22 protein-coding genes are annotated in these 12,728 nt (G+C 57.4%); 21 read left to right on the forward strand and 1 reads right to left on the reverse strand.

The window, feature by feature from the left end:
* Positions 1-141: 141 nt before the first annotated feature.
* Positions 142-369, reverse strand: coding sequence for a hypothetical protein (locus tag WH265_RS04750; RefSeq protein ID WP_339557501.1), 228 nt, complete (start codon positions 367-369; stop codon positions 142-144).
* On the opposite strand from WH265_RS04750, the gene WH265_RS04755 reads away from it, so the two are divergent.
* From WH265_RS04755 to WH265_RS04855, 21 genes are all read left to right on the forward strand, one after another.
* Positions 368-1,135, forward strand: coding sequence for a LexA family transcriptional regulator (locus tag WH265_RS04755; protein ID WP_339557502.1), 768 nt, complete (start codon positions 368-370; stop codon positions 1,133-1,135). The two genes, WH265_RS04750 and WH265_RS04755, sit on opposite strands and share 2 nt — an antisense overlap.
* A gap of 14 nt (positions 1,136-1,149) precedes the next feature.
* Positions 1,150-1,767, forward strand: coding sequence for a hypothetical protein (locus WH265_RS04760; RefSeq protein ID WP_339557503.1), 618 nt, complete (start codon positions 1,150-1,152; stop codon positions 1,765-1,767).
* A 93-nt stretch (positions 1,768-1,860) separates the two neighbouring features.
* Positions 1,861-2,526 carry a hypothetical protein gene (locus tag WH265_RS04765; RefSeq protein WP_339557505.1) on the forward strand — a complete coding sequence of 222 codons (666 nt, stop codon included), beginning with the start codon at positions 1,861-1,863 and terminating at the stop codon, positions 2,524-2,526.
* Between the two features lie 344 nt (positions 2,527-2,870).
* Positions 2,871-3,239 (forward strand): hypothetical protein, encoded by a 369-nt coding sequence (locus WH265_RS04770; RefSeq protein ID WP_339557506.1) that lies wholly within the window; start codon positions 2,871-2,873, stop codon positions 3,237-3,239.
* Positions 3,240-3,255: 16 nt separating this feature from the next.
* Positions 3,256-3,423: a hypothetical protein gene (locus tag WH265_RS04775; protein WP_339557507.1), complete on the forward strand. Its 168-nt coding sequence runs from the start codon at positions 3,256-3,258 to the stop codon at positions 3,421-3,423.
* Between the two features lie 1,186 nt (positions 3,424-4,609).
* Positions 4,610-4,924 carry a hypothetical protein gene (locus WH265_RS04780; protein WP_339557508.1) on the forward strand — a complete coding sequence of 105 codons (315 nt, stop codon included), beginning with the start codon at positions 4,610-4,612 and terminating at the stop codon, positions 4,922-4,924.
* Between the two features lie 499 nt (positions 4,925-5,423).
* Positions 5,424-5,693, forward strand: coding sequence for a hypothetical protein (locus WH265_RS04785; protein WP_339557509.1), 270 nt, complete (start codon positions 5,424-5,426; stop codon positions 5,691-5,693).
* 34 nt (positions 5,694-5,727) lie between these two features.
* Positions 5,728-5,988: a hypothetical protein gene (locus WH265_RS04790; RefSeq protein ID WP_339557510.1), complete on the forward strand. Its 261-nt coding sequence runs from the start codon at positions 5,728-5,730 to the stop codon at positions 5,986-5,988.
* Between the two features lies 1 nt (position 5,989).
* Entirely contained in the window at positions 5,990-6,325 is a 336-nt protein-coding gene (locus WH265_RS04795; protein WP_339557511.1) for a hypothetical protein, read from the forward strand.
* Positions 6,322-6,453 (forward strand): hypothetical protein, encoded by a 132-nt coding sequence (locus WH265_RS04800; RefSeq protein ID WP_339557513.1) that lies wholly within the window; start codon positions 6,322-6,324, stop codon positions 6,451-6,453. The genes WH265_RS04795 and WH265_RS04800 overlap by 4 nt, the downstream gene beginning before the upstream one ends.
* Positions 6,450-6,614, forward strand: coding sequence for a hypothetical protein (locus WH265_RS04805; RefSeq protein WP_339557514.1), 165 nt, complete (start codon positions 6,450-6,452; stop codon positions 6,612-6,614). The genes WH265_RS04800 and WH265_RS04805 overlap by 4 nt, the downstream gene beginning before the upstream one ends.
* A gap of 95 nt (positions 6,615-6,709) precedes the next feature.
* The gene (locus WH265_RS04810) at positions 6,710-7,636 is read left to right on the forward strand and encodes a recombinase RecT (RefSeq protein ID WP_339557516.1); all 927 of its coding nucleotides are present in this window, start codon (positions 6,710-6,712) and stop codon (positions 7,634-7,636) included.
* Entirely contained in the window at positions 7,605-8,225 is a 621-nt protein-coding gene (locus WH265_RS04815; RefSeq protein WP_339557517.1) for a lambda exonuclease family protein, read from the forward strand. Before WH265_RS04810 ends, WH265_RS04815 begins: the two co-directional genes overlap by 32 nt.
* A 40-nt stretch (positions 8,226-8,265) precedes the next feature.
* The gene (locus WH265_RS04820) at positions 8,266-8,712 is read left to right on the forward strand and encodes a single-stranded DNA-binding protein (RefSeq protein ID WP_339557518.1); all 447 of its coding nucleotides are present in this window, start codon (positions 8,266-8,268) and stop codon (positions 8,710-8,712) included.
* 30 nt (positions 8,713-8,742) lie between these two features.
* Complete coding sequence (locus tag WH265_RS04825) at positions 8,743-9,147, forward strand: hypothetical protein (RefSeq protein ID WP_339557519.1); 405 nt, start codon at positions 8,743-8,745, stop codon at positions 9,145-9,147.
* A 75-nt stretch (positions 9,148-9,222) separates the two neighbouring features.
* Positions 9,223-10,203 (forward strand): DNA cytosine methyltransferase, encoded by a 981-nt coding sequence (locus WH265_RS04830; protein WP_339557520.1) that lies wholly within the window; start codon positions 9,223-9,225, stop codon positions 10,201-10,203.
* 46 nt (positions 10,204-10,249) lie between these two features.
* Positions 10,250-11,284 (forward strand): Lar family restriction alleviation protein, encoded by a 1,035-nt coding sequence (locus WH265_RS04835; protein ID WP_339557521.1) that lies wholly within the window; start codon positions 10,250-10,252, stop codon positions 11,282-11,284.
* Positions 11,281-11,664, forward strand: a complete 384-nt coding sequence (locus WH265_RS04840) for a hypothetical protein (protein ID WP_339557522.1) — start codon at positions 11,281-11,283, stop codon at positions 11,662-11,664. The genes WH265_RS04835 and WH265_RS04840 overlap by 4 nt, the downstream gene beginning before the upstream one ends.
* Positions 11,661-12,176, forward strand: a complete 516-nt coding sequence (locus WH265_RS04845; RefSeq protein ID WP_339557523.1) for a hypothetical protein — start codon at positions 11,661-11,663, stop codon at positions 12,174-12,176. Before WH265_RS04840 ends, WH265_RS04845 begins: the two co-directional genes overlap by 4 nt.
* Positions 12,169-12,417: a hypothetical protein gene (locus WH265_RS04850; protein WP_339557524.1), complete on the forward strand. Its 249-nt coding sequence runs from the start codon at positions 12,169-12,171 to the stop codon at positions 12,415-12,417. The genes WH265_RS04845 and WH265_RS04850 overlap by 8 nt, the downstream gene beginning before the upstream one ends.
* Positions 12,414-12,728 (forward strand): hypothetical protein, encoded by a 315-nt coding sequence (locus WH265_RS04855; RefSeq protein WP_339557525.1) that lies wholly within the window; start codon positions 12,414-12,416, stop codon positions 12,726-12,728. Before WH265_RS04850 ends, WH265_RS04855 begins: the two co-directional genes overlap by 4 nt.

The raw sequence follows: 12,728 nt of genomic DNA on the forward strand, positions 1-12,728 counted from the left end.
TGGTCGACGCGTTTCAAGTACAGGAGGACACTCCCCGTAGAGTGCGCTACGCGCTCGACCCAGGCCTTTTTGACGGCGTCAATTTCGCCAAGGGTGTACTTACGGCTGGGCGAAAGCATCTCAACAGATTTCAGTTGTGGGTCAGCCATGGGCCACCTCCTTGCGCTTGGGGGATTGGGGGCGCCGGAAGGGCGCGGGGATGTTCTTGATGTGCTTACGAGCCCACGCAGCCAGAACACGATCGCTGACCTTGTTGCTCAAAACATCCGGCCACTTATCAACCGCCTGGTAGGTGATGCACATGGCATCAGCTACGGCGCTGACCGTTCCGCCAAGAACTTGGATTGCTTCTGACTTGCGTATAGACATGCCTACATTGAACCATAGTTCATCAATTAAAGCAACCATAGTTCAGGCTGAATGCGACATCATTTCAACCATGGTTGATTACAAAGACCGCCTAGTTAAGGCGATGCAGGCTGCTGAGATGAAAACCGCCGACTTAGCGGAGCGCCTGGGCTTGTCCTATCAGGCGATCAAGAAGGTTGTGGACGGGAACACAAAGGCGCTAACTGCTGAAAACAGCGCCCGAGCTGCTCAGTTGCTGAACGTCTCGTCCGATTGGCTCGCATTGGGGGAAGGATCTATGTCAAGGGCAATGTCCGGCGCACAAGAAAGCGCCCTATCACCCGCTCCCAAGCCTGGCTTCCCCACAGTAATCGTGCCAGTCTTAGCTAACAGCGCTTCAATGGGGCCGGGCTCTGAACTGCTTGAAACTGACGTTCTTACTGGCGACCTCCAACTGTCCCAGGAGTGGGTAGCTCAGCGTATCAAGCCCTCGCACATTAAAGCGCTCCGCTTTATCCATGGTTATGGCGACTCAATGAAGGGCACCTTCAATGATGGAGACATCCTCCTGGTAGACACCGGCATTCGATTGGTTGACATCGACGGGGTATACGTGCTCTGCGCCCATGACCGCCTATTCATTAAGCGTGTGAGGCAGCGCTGGGATGGAAAATTCGAGATCAGCAGCGACAACCCTGGCATCAAAACTTCTGATCTTTTAGACGGGAGTGAGGAGTTGGATGTGAGAGGCCGCGTTCTTTGGGCGTGGAATGGCAACAAACTTTAGTTTTGAAAACGTTTATGAATAAGTATGCTGTGTCAGCAGTCCTGGCGTTACTCTCAATCAATGCGTCTGCGATGACCTTTGATGAGGCGGCCGCCATCTGCAAAAAATCCTACGAGCTGATGGAGAACCCTACCGACGATGGTGACAAGTCCTTCACGACCCAGGGCCGAATCAATGTCGCTTTCACTGTCATGAAGAAGTATCCGCTGGTCTGCTCGGTCGGAGTCGAATCCAAGGAGCTTGAGGAGGTCAAGCACTCGAGAGGGGTGATGTCAAAAGAAGAGTTGCGGGCAGCCAAGGAAAAGGCTGCAAAGGAGCATCACGAATTGGACAAAGTCTCAGCCGGCGACAGCAAGGAATTCGTGAAGAAGGCCAAGCGAGTGATCGCAGATAAGTTCAAAGATCCGGACTCTGTGAAGTTCAGGGACCTGTACCTAGCCAACAAGGGCCTGCCTGCCCTCTGCGGTGAAGTGAATGCGAAGAATTCTTACGGCGGGTACACCGGATACAAAGGCTTCTTCTACAACCCAGTGCAAGCCTATATAGACGACCAACAAGAGCTTGGCGAAGGATTCATGTACAAGAACCTACAACCGAGTGCATGCAAAGACAAGTTCGCAGACGTTGAATAAGTGAGCCAGAAGATGAAGAGAGTTGCGGCGCTGGGGGCCGTTGTGTTGTCGATCGCTGGGTGTGCTCAGCCATACACCACAGTGACACGGACAATGTCTCAAGAAGAGCAGTACAAGATAATGGCTCAGGTTGAGGCAGATCGCGAAGCTGAGCGGAGAAATGAGAAGCCCACTGAGGAAACAGCAGCGCCTGTTGCGACGGCAGCCTCTTCTCCGCCGCCACCAGCCAATAACGCTATCCTTCTAGAGGCATGCAACAACATTGCGGAGTCAGCCAAGCGACTTGAATGCTTCAAGGCGATTCAGCCATCCGAACGTTCGCCAGCCAGCGGAGCGAAGGCCGAAGTCGTGCGCGCGTTCACAGACTTGAAGTCGATTCTCAATGCTGGGACCTCCTACAATTCCTACTCGACACAGCTAGAGTCGACTGTGAAGGCACTTGGCAACTACAAAGCATCCGCTCAATCTGATGATGACAAGCGAATTGCGGCCCAACTGCAGGAATCTATTGACGCTCACAAGGACGCGCAACTGTTTTGGCAACGTGACATCAGCTGGTATGCGCGATCGAGCAACTCCACCGCCTACCCTGGAGGCTTGCCTATTGAGTACACGGGGACAGCGTACCTAGTGCCCAAGTACGGATTGAGGACTCAAAAGTCAGACTTTTGGGGCATCTCTACCGGCCTCCCACGAGCACAGACTCTCCGAGCCATATGGAAGTTTGCTGACGACAAAGCGAACGCTGCTCTCAACTAGAGGAGACAGAGTCCAAGCCAAGTCATCGCCCGCAACACGTCTCTATGGGCGCAGAGCGCGGGCGAGCTGTCGTGCAATCGATTGCAAAGTGACTTCTGCTGAGTGATGTTGCTGTGCAACGCTTCATAGGGCACTGTTGAGGAGTGTCGTAGTGACCTCCGTATGACAACGTAGTCCTACGTAGACGACTATCGGTCTTCTGTCAAATTCTTATTGACGCTACAGGCAATAGCTCGTATTGTTGAATCAACAGAAGCCAGAAGATCCAAGAAAATTGCGCTATTGACAGACTGCAACTTCTTCTGCTAACATATCTGGCTTTATAAAAATTTTGTGGGGATGCCGTGAACGCCAAGGTCGCAGGTTTTGCAGATGCTCAAGTTGATGAAGCAACTTTGAAGGTGGAAAAAGTGTGGGGAGAGATCCTCCGCGTAACTGACCGATTGCTTCAGGCGCACCACCATTTTGGCTTTTCTAACATTCAAGAAAATGTCTCGCCAACTATTGAAGACATGTTGAAAAGCCTACGCATCTTGGAAGTGATCCTTGATGCTTTGGTAAGCGGCCCCACAGATGTTGACTGCACGAGAATTTTGCTAAACGCCAAACAAGCAATTCTCAATATTGAAGCAGTGAATTTAGCCCTCAACTCTAAAGATGTTGATGGATACGAACTCGCAATGAACCGCTTGAACAACCAAGCACCCTTTTGACGCCCTGGAGAGAACTATGAAAAACTTTCTGCAATTTGACCTCTACGCTATGACGGAGCCAAAGAGCGAACAGGATGTGATCGCTCTACTGGATGAAGCCCTGTATGAGTTGAGCAACCTGCATGCTCATCTGGACACACTGTTCGCACGTTGTGAACGGTCTGCGAAGTGCGCTGCTCACTAAAAACAGCAGCACTCATGACAAGCCACCTCCGGGTGGCTTTTCTTTTGCCTGGTCGCTGGCCCTCCCCCCGCTTCTAGTTGCACCCCCATCCATCAACCGCCTGCGGGCGGTTTTTTGTTGCCTCGCCGAAGAGGAGTTCACCTTCGCATTGAACTATAGTTGACATCACTTTTGAACTATGGTTCAATACACCCATCGCAGCAACGAACGCGACCGACTCGATGCAAGAGGAAGGTCTAGCTCCAGTGGAGCGCAGCTAGTTGCACCAGGCGATGGGTGTGAAGTGATCGAGCTAACTCCCCTTCTTTAACAACAGAGAGCGATGTGATGGGCGGCAGCACGGAAGGACGTGTGTGCAGCAAAGCGCAGTGAACAACCCCATTGAGTTCTATAGACGATTACTAGTACAGCGGCTATAGGGCGATTTGGGCTGGCATGTGGCCTTGATCTGTGTGGCGAAGTGCAGCCCAGCATGCGGGCAGTCAGTGTCGAACCTGGCCCGCTCATCACATCGCTCTCCTGGTGTGATTTGGAGAGGCGGCGGCGTGGAAGGACACGCGCAACTGGCCCATATGAAGGCGGACGGAAGAGTGGGCCCATCCCGGGTGGCATAGCCAAGAGTCTCCGAAGTCGCTCAGCAGGTATCAAGCCCTGCCCGCCTCTCCCAATCACATCAGACCATATAGCAGCAATAGCCGAGCAATCGGCGCGCAGTGCAGCGTCTCCAGTCCCCAAAGCGGGTACACGGAGCGGTCGGCAGACCGAGGAAAACTGGAATTTCCAAGAGCAGAAAAGTCCACCGAGCAATCGGCGCTCCCCTCTGGGCGACATCAGAGGGAAAAACAAAGCCCTCCCATCGGAGGGTTTCGTTTTTTACGAAAGGACAACGATGCGATCAAGCGCAAGACTCTCCATGCTTTTGGCTGCTGCGGCAATGGTCGGAGTGACGGCCGGCGGTTCTGCCTCTATAAGCCACCAAATGAACGAAGGAGGCCCATTGCAACCACTGGGAGGTGCCGGATCTACGAGTTCCAGTGGCCCCGCAAATCGCCGAGCCAAGGGCGCACACAAAGCCGCTCACCGGGCATCACTCAAGCGCCGCCGTGCCAAAGCACGCAAGTCATAACCCCCAAGCGCCCTACTCAGGGCGTTTTCAATTTATGCGCACAGGCGCGGAAGGATGAAGATGGAAGCGAAGCACACGCCCGGGCCTTGGTTTTACGTGTCTCAGCGAGATTGGGCACACCGTCAAGACGTTCACATCACTGCGATGAACTGGGGAGTTGTCGCTGTGGCAAGCATTGACTGGAGTCTTGCCGTGTGCGAAGTGCAGCGAGCCAACTTGAACCTTATTTCGGCCGCCCCTGATTTGCTTGAGGCGCTCAAGGCGCTGGTCGATGACGTATCAGACAGATTTGACTTGGAATGCCCAAGCACAAATCCAGGCATAAAAAGTTGTGTTGCAGAGGCTCGCGCTGCCATCGCCAAGGCAACCTCATAAGCACCCCAAGAGCATCAGATCAGATGATTTGATGCGTTGGGTACTCCTCGAAAGAGGGCCATCAAGAAAGAGCGCGGTACAGAAAAACTGTAACGGAACGCGGAATAGGGTCATCCGACAGACCTCCGCCACGACCTGCTTGCAGGCGGTACGCGAGTTGCGTGATCCGCTCTTTTTCTTGATGGTGAATGCGCAGGCTGATGCGCTCACGTACGGGAAAAAACCTCTGATGTAGTTCAGGGATCGGAGGCGAAAGCCTAGTCTGCTGGAGACGGCAGAACGGTCAGACCCGCTTGATGCTGCCGAAATGACGGCTGGTAGAGGGCAACCTCGAATCGTTAAACGTAGGCTGGTTTGAGTCCAGTCAAGCCGGAAATCAGCACCGGCCACCATCCCCTATTCATAGATGTAGCCAACCCTGGCCAATCTATTCACAAACACACTCCAGCACTACCACGCTGGATTTGCCGCCTTCGGGCGGTTTTTTATTGGAGCAACCATGAGTGACTTGTCCAACATGAGGCGCCTAGCTCGCGGGCTGGCCGCTTGGGATGCGATGGAGCCGGACTACGACGATCCACCCGTTTCCATGGCCGTGCACATGGAGCTGGTCGACAAGTTCTTCAAGGTGCGCGACCAACTGGCCCAGTTGCTTGAAGAAGCCCGCGACGGCGGAGAAACGCTTAACCGCATTCGGTGCTGCTCAGGTGATCGCCTGCTGCGCCTTTGCAACGAGATCGAGGGGGTTGAAGATGACGAGTGCAACTAAGTGGCGCGTCGTTACGCTGCCAGGGTCAGAGCTAATGCAAATCTGGAATGACGCTGACCAGGTAATTGCGCGCATCTCGACACGCGAACAGGCGGGCGCCGAGTTGCCAGATGCCACCCTCATCGCCGAAGCCGGAACCGTGCACCACGAGTGCGGCCTGAGCCCTCAGGAGCTGTTGGAGGGGTATCGGGAACTGCGTAAGGCCTTGATGCTCTGCCGTTTCGATTCTCTCAACATGACCTTGGAGGAAATGAACAGCTGCGGTGCCGCTCTCGCCAAACACAAGGAGGTGTGAGATGACAGACCGCGAACTTCTTGAACTGGCTGCCAAGGCGGCTGGAATCGAAATCACCTGGGAGCATGGCCGGGATTACCCAGAGCGTGTTGAGCTGTTCCGCGGGCACCTTGCCAACTATGAGCCTTGGGACCCATTGAACCTCGACGGCGACGCATTCCGCCTCGTTGCACAGCTGGGCTTGGATATCGAGTTTGGCAATGAGCATGTCTGGTGCTGCATTGAGGACATGGAGAACTACGTCATGCACCCGTTAGCGGGCGACAGGGCCGCTGCCGCCAGGCGAGTGGTCGTTGAATCCGCTGCCGCAATCCAGCAAGCCAAGGAGGCCAAATGAAGCGCTACTCCATCTCGATCAACGGGACGATCCACGAGCAAGACCTTGCCGACGTGTGGAAGGCTTGGGATTTTGTTTTGTCCCAAGACGACGGCAGTCCAATGAAAGTGAGGGTTTTGCAGCTATGACCACCACCTCCATGCTGACCATGCCAACCCGAGCACTGTGCCCCGAGCAAGGCCAGAAGCCCAGCCGCTACGTGCCGGCCGTTGCAACCGATGTGAGCAAGACGTTTGATAAATTCCGTCGGCTGCAATCAATTCAACTCAGGAAAGACCACAAGCAGTGAACCTTCTGCATCACGCATTCCTCTGGAGCGCCATAACGGCGCTTTCTTTTTTTGCGGCCGCTGTTCGTGCGGGCGCGATTGTTTAAGGACGCACTATGAGCGCCATCCAAGCCATCACCAACTACGTCTATGGGGCTGAATCCAGCTTCCAGGGGGCGCTGGCCGACCACTCGCTCAACTTTGAGCGCGAGGCAGGCTTTGCCATCCAGATCCTGACATCTGGCGACTACATTGCCAAGCTAGCAGCAGGTGACCGCCAATCAGTGGTCAACGCGGTAACGAACATCGCCGCCATCGGCATCAGCCTGAACCCAGCGAAGAAGCAGGCTTACCTTGTCCCCAGAAAAGGGAAAGTCTGCCTAGACATCAGCTACATGGGCCTCATTGATCTTGCGATTGATTCCGGATCCATCATGTGGGCTCAGGCCGAGCTGGTTTGTGCTGGTGACGCCTTCGCGCTGAACGGATTCGACAAGCCCCCTACTCACTCCTACAACCCGTTCTCTCAGGATCGCGGCGAGGTCGCCGGCGCCTATGTGGTGGTCAAGACGCATACCGGTGACTACCTCACGACCTGCATGAGCAAGGCCGACATTGACGCCATCAAAAATCGCTCCGAGTCAGTCAAGGCTGGCAAGACTTCGCCCTGGGACACGGACTATGGCGAGATGGCCAAGAAGACGGTCGTCAAGCGTGCCTACAAGTACTGGCCCAAATCTGAGCGCCTGGATCAGGCCATCCACCACCTGAACACAGAGGGCGGTGAAGGACTCGCCACCTTGGCCACTCCAGCTCCGGCCCCTGCGGCAGAGGCGCCGCCCGCTTTGCTGGAGAAAGCAGACGCAGCAGCGAAGAAAGGGACTGAGGTCTACAAGCACTTCTGGAAATCTCTGTCCGCCACCGACCGCCAGTTGCTTGCCGGGCATCACATCACGCTGAAAAACGTTGCAGCGACCGCTGACGCGCAGATTACCGATGTGGAGGCAAAGAATGAAGATATGCGAAGCAGCGCAGAGAACTGACGATTGGTATGCGGCCCGGCTTGGCAAGGCCACTGGCAGCCGATTCGCTGATGTCCTGGCGGGGGGCAAGGGCCTGACCAGAAAGGCCTACGCCACCCAGTTGGCCTTAGAAATCATCTCAGGAAAGGCCGCCGAGACGTACACCAGCCAGGACATGGAGATCGGCACTGAGCGGGAGCCCATTGCCCGAGCCGAGTATGAAGCCCTGACAGGCAATTTCGTGGAGGAAGTGGGATTCTGCCTGCACGACACCCTATCCGCTGGCGTCTCCCCTGATGGCCTGATTGACGCGGACGGTGGGGTGGAAATCAAGTGCCCGAAGGCGAAAACCCACGCCGAGTACCTAGAGCTGACACGCGAGCCCTCAGCCTACACAGCCCAGATTCAGGGATGCATGTGGGTCACAGGCCGCCAATGGTGGGACTTTGTCAGCTACCACCCCGACTTCCCTGAGAACGCACGGTTGATTGTTCGACGCATCCCAAGGGATGAAGCGTTCATTGAGAAGCTTCAGCGCGCCATTGAGGACTTTTCCCAAGAGGTGCATCGAACAGTCGACCTGATCCGCAACTACAAGAACGCGGCATAACCAACACCCTCCAGGAAGGCCGGAGGGACGAAAGGACGAAATGAACGTAATCACAATCGCAGGCCGAATCGGCAAAGATGCCGAAATCCGCCACACCAGCGGAGGCAAGTCTGTCGCATCGTTCAGCGTGGCAGACGACCAAGGACGCGACAAGGGCACCATCTGGTGGAACTGCCAACTGTGGGGTGAGCGCGGCGAGAAACTCGCGCAGTACCTCACCAAAGGCAATAGCGTCACAGTGACCGGGAATGTGACTGAGCGCGAGTACGAGGGAAAGAAGTACTACGACATTCGCGTCAATGACGTTGCCCTGCAAGGCGGCAAGCAATCTGGCGGCGATAGCCAAGGCAGCCAGCGCGCTGCACCGGCTCCGCGACTAGCTCCAGCGCCACGACAGGGCGGCGGTGGATTCGATGACATGGAAGATGACAGCATCCCATTCATCGACCCTATGCGCCGCAGCCTCCGTCTGTATTCAGTGATCTAACCCAGGACCGCCCAAGAGGCGGTTTTTCTTATGGCCCAAAACAGATTGGTAATCACCCCTGAGATGGAGCAAAGATTGCGAGAGCTTCGCGCCAGTGGGATTTCGGTCCGCGTTGCTGCGGCGGAGCTGGGCATTGCCAAGAGCACTGCCGCAAAACGGATGTCGCAGATACCCAAGGGGGAGGCCCCAAAGCCACCAAAGGCGGTCAAAGCCTCAAAGGCCCCGAAGCAGCCTGGGCCTCACCAACAACTGCAGGTCACACTTAAGCAGGCCGGCGTCAAGCTCCCAGAATCTGCCGAGATCATCACCCCGGCGACGGTTAAGGTCCAGCGCCACATCTGCATCCCACCCGACTATGCGCCCATCTGCGCTGCTTCGGTGCAGGGCCAGTACACGGGAGCGGGCCTCACCTACCGGGGACAAGCCAAGCGCTAACCGGTCACCGCCCCCAGTGGGCCCCTATTCACAGCCCGCCCTGAGCAATCGAGGCGGGCTCTTCTATTTCACCTCATGGCTGCCTACTACAACGAGATTGACAAGTTTGCGGCGCAGACGCTGCGCAATCTCATCGCTGCGGGCCACATCGCCCCGGGTGATGTTGACGAAAGGAGCATTGAAGATGTTCACCCCGACGACCTCAAGCCCTACACCCAGTGCCACTTCTTCGCAGGCGTTGGTGTTTGGTCCTATGCCTTGCGCGCCGCAGGCTGGCCAGATGACCGATCTGTTTGGACTGGTTCCTGTCCGTGCCAACCTTTCAGCCAGGCAGGCCAAGGCTCTGCGTTTGATGACGAGCGGCACTTGTGGCCAGACTTCCACCATCTCATCAGCGAGTGCCGCCCTGCAGCAATCTATGGAGAGCAGGTTGCAAGCAAGGATGCAGACCCTTGGCTCGACCTTGTACACACTGACATGGAAGCCCTGGGTTATGCCTTCGGGGCGGTTGCGTTCCCGTCTGCGGGCGTCGGTGCGCCGCACATCCGCGACCGAACCTACTGGCTGGCCTACCCCTCGAGCGAACGACGGGACGGGCGACAAGATTCCCCCGGGACGAGAGGGCGGGCTAGCTTTGAAGCAAGCCGCGCTGTTGGCGGGCTGGCCAACAGCGACCAGCACAGACGGGCTGCGCTATCCCGCGATCGAGGCAACGACCAAGAACATAACGCTGAACCATGCAGCCAATCTGGCAGGTTGGCCAACACCTTTGGTCGGCGGGACATTGCCAGCGTCCCACGGGCAGATCAGCGGGGACTACCGGAGGGCGATGGAAGTCGTCAAGAACATTCCGAACCCGGCCCGGTTAACGGCCTCTGGCGAGCTGCTGATTGGCTCCTGTGCCGGGATGGAAAGTGGCGGCCAGTTGAACCCGGCACATTCCCGCTGGCTCATGGGGCTGCCGCCCGAGTGGGACGCCTGCGCGCCTACGGAAATGCCATCAATGCGAAAGCCGCGCAAGTCTTCATCGAAGCAGCAATGAGCTGCATCCCATAGATTCCTAGCCCGCCCTGAGCGGGCATTTCCATTTCTGGAGCATCCCATGCCCAATGAAAACAACTTTTCCGCTCCCCTCCTGCCCTGCCCGTTCTGTGGCGCGTCAGCTGCAGTGCAAAACGAGAGCACTGCCGACAACAGTGGTGGCTACTTCGTGGAGTGCAAATCCTGCGGCGCCAGTACCAACCTACGCTACGCATGCGGCGACGATCCAGTTCCTCTGCTGGTGGCGCAGTGGAACGCCCGCGCTCCCCAGACAGTGGAAGCCCAGGCAGCGCCCGCAGCAGTGGCTGCGCCATTGATCGCCCGGTCGCTTGCTGAGTGGCATGAGGATGATGGCGCAGTTGCATGGTGGGCATGGTGCGGTCATAGCTGGGCAGGCGAAGCCCCCTTCATTGGCATGCCTTGCGACTCTGATTGGCCAGGCTATCACACGCACTGGACGCCAGCGCCTAGCCAACCGGCAGGTCTCAACGCCACCCCAAAACCTCCAGCTACCGAGGATTCATCGGCAGGTGACCCGGCAGAGGTGCTGGCCGAGCCGGTGGTGACATCTGTCGGGTGGCGCGAGCAGTTTTCGCAGGCAGTCTATGCAGACCTTGCCGCTGCTGACAATCAAGATGTGCCGCTTGAGGATTACCCCGGGCGCATTTTGAAAGTGCTCGACTCAATCGTCGGGCCGCATCATCCGACGGTTGTGCATTGGCGCAATGACGCCATCCGGGCGTGTATCGAAATTGTGAAGCGCTATGGCGCTGGAACAACTGCATATCAGGAGCGCGACATGGCCGCCCTCTACACAGCACCCCAGGCCCAGCCCGCTGATGCGCTGGATGCGGCACCAGTTGCGAAAAGGCTGCTTCATGGTCATGAGCCTTGGGAAATCCCGGCACAGACTATTCAGCGAGATGCGGTCAGGTATCGGTGGCTTCGAACACAGTTTTGGGATGAGGGAAGCATGTGTGTAGTGATGAACCCCAAAAGCCATGTGGTTCTCGGAGCGATTTGCCCAAGCCATAAACAACTCGATTCCGCCATCGACGCCGCCATGGCTGCAGCCCAGGAGGGCCGCGACCTATGAAAACCGATCCACGCAAAGGATGCGCAAACGAGCGCGAGCTGTGGGTATGGGCCGCCATCCACGACCTGCTGGCCCACCCGTTCATGGTGCTGACGCTGTACAGCCGCCTGTCGCTGCGCTTCCACGACTTCACATCGCACCGCGCATGGCCACGCCCAGCGCGCCCGGCCGCCATCACCGTGGTGACGCCCACGCGCTTCGGCGATGTGCGCGTCACCCAGCAAGCGGAAGGCGTCTGGCGCGTCTACCACGGCCGCGTCAATCACGCGATCACGCTGGCCACGCTGTCGCCCGAGGAAGCGCTGTACAAGGCGCTGAAGTGGTTCGACTCCCTGGGCGAAGAGTTTGGCGGCAAGTTTGCGCCAGGAGGTGCACGATGAGCCGCAGCGGATACAACGATGAAGGCGAAGGCATCAACCTTTGGCGCGGCGCTGTGCGCAGCGCGCTTCGCGGCAAACGCGGCCAAGCTGCCCTGCAGGCTCTGGCCGAGGCCATGGACGCCATGCCGGTGAAGGCGCTCGCAGCGCATTCGCTGGTGACCGCAGACGGCGAATTCTGCACGCTGGGCGTCCTGGGCCAATCGCGCGGCATGGATATGTCGCAGATTGATCCCGAGGACTGGACAGCCGTGGCCAAGGCTTTCGGGCTGTCGGAGGCGATGGTGCGCGAAATCGTTTACCTGAACGACGAGCACTACACGCCCTATGACTATCAGCAAGTGGAGATTTGCGGCCCGCTGCGCCCCTACCGCGACGAGCGCCACCCGTGGCGCCGGGTCTATCACAGCGACCCCGGCGGCGGCCGCTGGCAGCATATGCGCAAGTGGGTTTCCGAGCAATTGGATCCAGCCGCCCAGCGCGCCCAACAGCGGGAGGGCCAGCCCAATGCCTGACATCTGGCTGCTCGTGTTCATCTCCAGAGGGCTGATCGGTGCCGCTGGCGACGCCATGCCGCTGGAGCAGTGCGAGGCTCGGGCCCGCGACCTGGACCTCTCCAATGTGGTGTGCATCAACACCCACGACCCATCTTGCCGGATCTACCGGGACCGATCTACCAACCTCGCCCAGTGGCAGCAGGAGCTTGAACAGCGCTGCCGGCGGCGGGGTCAACCACATAAGGACAGCAACCAATGATCTGGACCATTTCACTTTATGCGCTTGCCATAGTTGGCATTCTTTACCTAGCGGTCCGGATCATCTACCCGTTGACCTGGTTGGCAATGTATGCAACCGGCCACTTGATATTCGTCATTCGCACTGCCGGCCCTGAGTGGCACGCAAAGCCGTTCTGGCACAAATTGAAGGTGAGTATCAAGTTCTGGTTTCGACAGATCGGAGATGCAGCCTCATGGCCCGCGACCCAAGTTACCTGCGGTCCATACAAGTGGGTTCCGCTATTCAACTACAGCGGGTTCAAGGCAGCCCAGGCCAAGGAGGAGGATTGA

The organism is Comamonas sp. MYb396 (assembly GCF_037479555.1).
GTDB lineage: Bacteria > Pseudomonadota > Gammaproteobacteria > Burkholderiales > Burkholderiaceae_C > Comamonas.

What these genes read in the sequence shown, in the direction of transcription:
- WH265_RS04755 (WP_339557502.1), top strand. Translation starts at nt 368, where the DNA reads ATGCCTACATTGAACCATAGTTCATCAATTAAAGCAACCATAGTTCAG.
- WH265_RS04750 (WP_339557501.1), bottom strand. Translation starts at nt 369, where the DNA reads ATGTCTATACGCAAGTCAGAAGCAATCCAAGTTCTTGGCGGAACGGTC.
- WH265_RS04760 (WP_339557503.1), top strand. Translation starts at nt 1,150, where the DNA reads ATGAATAAGTATGCTGTGTCAGCAGTCCTGGCGTTACTCTCAATCAAT.
- WH265_RS04765 (WP_339557505.1), top strand. Translation starts at nt 1,861, where the DNA reads ATGTCTCAAGAAGAGCAGTACAAGATAATGGCTCAGGTTGAGGCAGAT.
- WH265_RS04775 (WP_339557507.1), top strand. Translation starts at nt 3,256, where the DNA reads ATGAAAAACTTTCTGCAATTTGACCTCTACGCTATGACGGAGCCAAAG.
- WH265_RS04780 (WP_339557508.1), top strand. Translation starts at nt 4,610, where the DNA reads ATGGAAGCGAAGCACACGCCCGGGCCTTGGTTTTACGTGTCTCAGCGA.
- WH265_RS04785 (WP_339557509.1), top strand. Translation starts at nt 5,424, where the DNA reads ATGAGTGACTTGTCCAACATGAGGCGCCTAGCTCGCGGGCTGGCCGCT.
- WH265_RS04790 (WP_339557510.1), top strand. Translation starts at nt 5,728, where the DNA reads ATGCAAATCTGGAATGACGCTGACCAGGTAATTGCGCGCATCTCGACA.
- WH265_RS04795 (WP_339557511.1), top strand. Translation starts at nt 5,990, where the DNA reads ATGACAGACCGCGAACTTCTTGAACTGGCTGCCAAGGCGGCTGGAATC.
- WH265_RS04800 (WP_339557513.1), top strand. Translation starts at nt 6,322, where the DNA reads ATGAAGCGCTACTCCATCTCGATCAACGGGACGATCCACGAGCAAGAC.
- WH265_RS04805 (WP_339557514.1), top strand. Translation starts at nt 6,450, where the DNA reads ATGACCACCACCTCCATGCTGACCATGCCAACCCGAGCACTGTGCCCC.
- WH265_RS04810 (WP_339557516.1), top strand. Translation starts at nt 6,710, where the DNA reads ATGAGCGCCATCCAAGCCATCACCAACTACGTCTATGGGGCTGAATCC.
- WH265_RS04815 (WP_339557517.1), top strand. Translation starts at nt 7,605, where the DNA reads ATGAAGATATGCGAAGCAGCGCAGAGAACTGACGATTGGTATGCGGCC.
- WH265_RS04820 (WP_339557518.1), top strand. Translation starts at nt 8,266, where the DNA reads ATGAACGTAATCACAATCGCAGGCCGAATCGGCAAAGATGCCGAAATC.
- WH265_RS04825 (WP_339557519.1), top strand. Translation starts at nt 8,743, where the DNA reads ATGGCCCAAAACAGATTGGTAATCACCCCTGAGATGGAGCAAAGATTG.
- WH265_RS04830 (WP_339557520.1), top strand. Translation starts at nt 9,223, where the DNA reads ATGGCTGCCTACTACAACGAGATTGACAAGTTTGCGGCGCAGACGCTG.
- WH265_RS04835 (WP_339557521.1), top strand. Translation starts at nt 10,250, where the DNA reads ATGCCCAATGAAAACAACTTTTCCGCTCCCCTCCTGCCCTGCCCGTTC.
- WH265_RS04840 (WP_339557522.1), top strand. Translation starts at nt 11,281, where the DNA reads ATGAAAACCGATCCACGCAAAGGATGCGCAAACGAGCGCGAGCTGTGG.
- WH265_RS04845 (WP_339557523.1), top strand. Translation starts at nt 11,661, where the DNA reads ATGAGCCGCAGCGGATACAACGATGAAGGCGAAGGCATCAACCTTTGG.
- WH265_RS04850 (WP_339557524.1), top strand. Translation starts at nt 12,169, where the DNA reads ATGCCTGACATCTGGCTGCTCGTGTTCATCTCCAGAGGGCTGATCGGT.
- WH265_RS04855 (WP_339557525.1), top strand. Translation starts at nt 12,414, where the DNA reads ATGATCTGGACCATTTCACTTTATGCGCTTGCCATAGTTGGCATTCTT.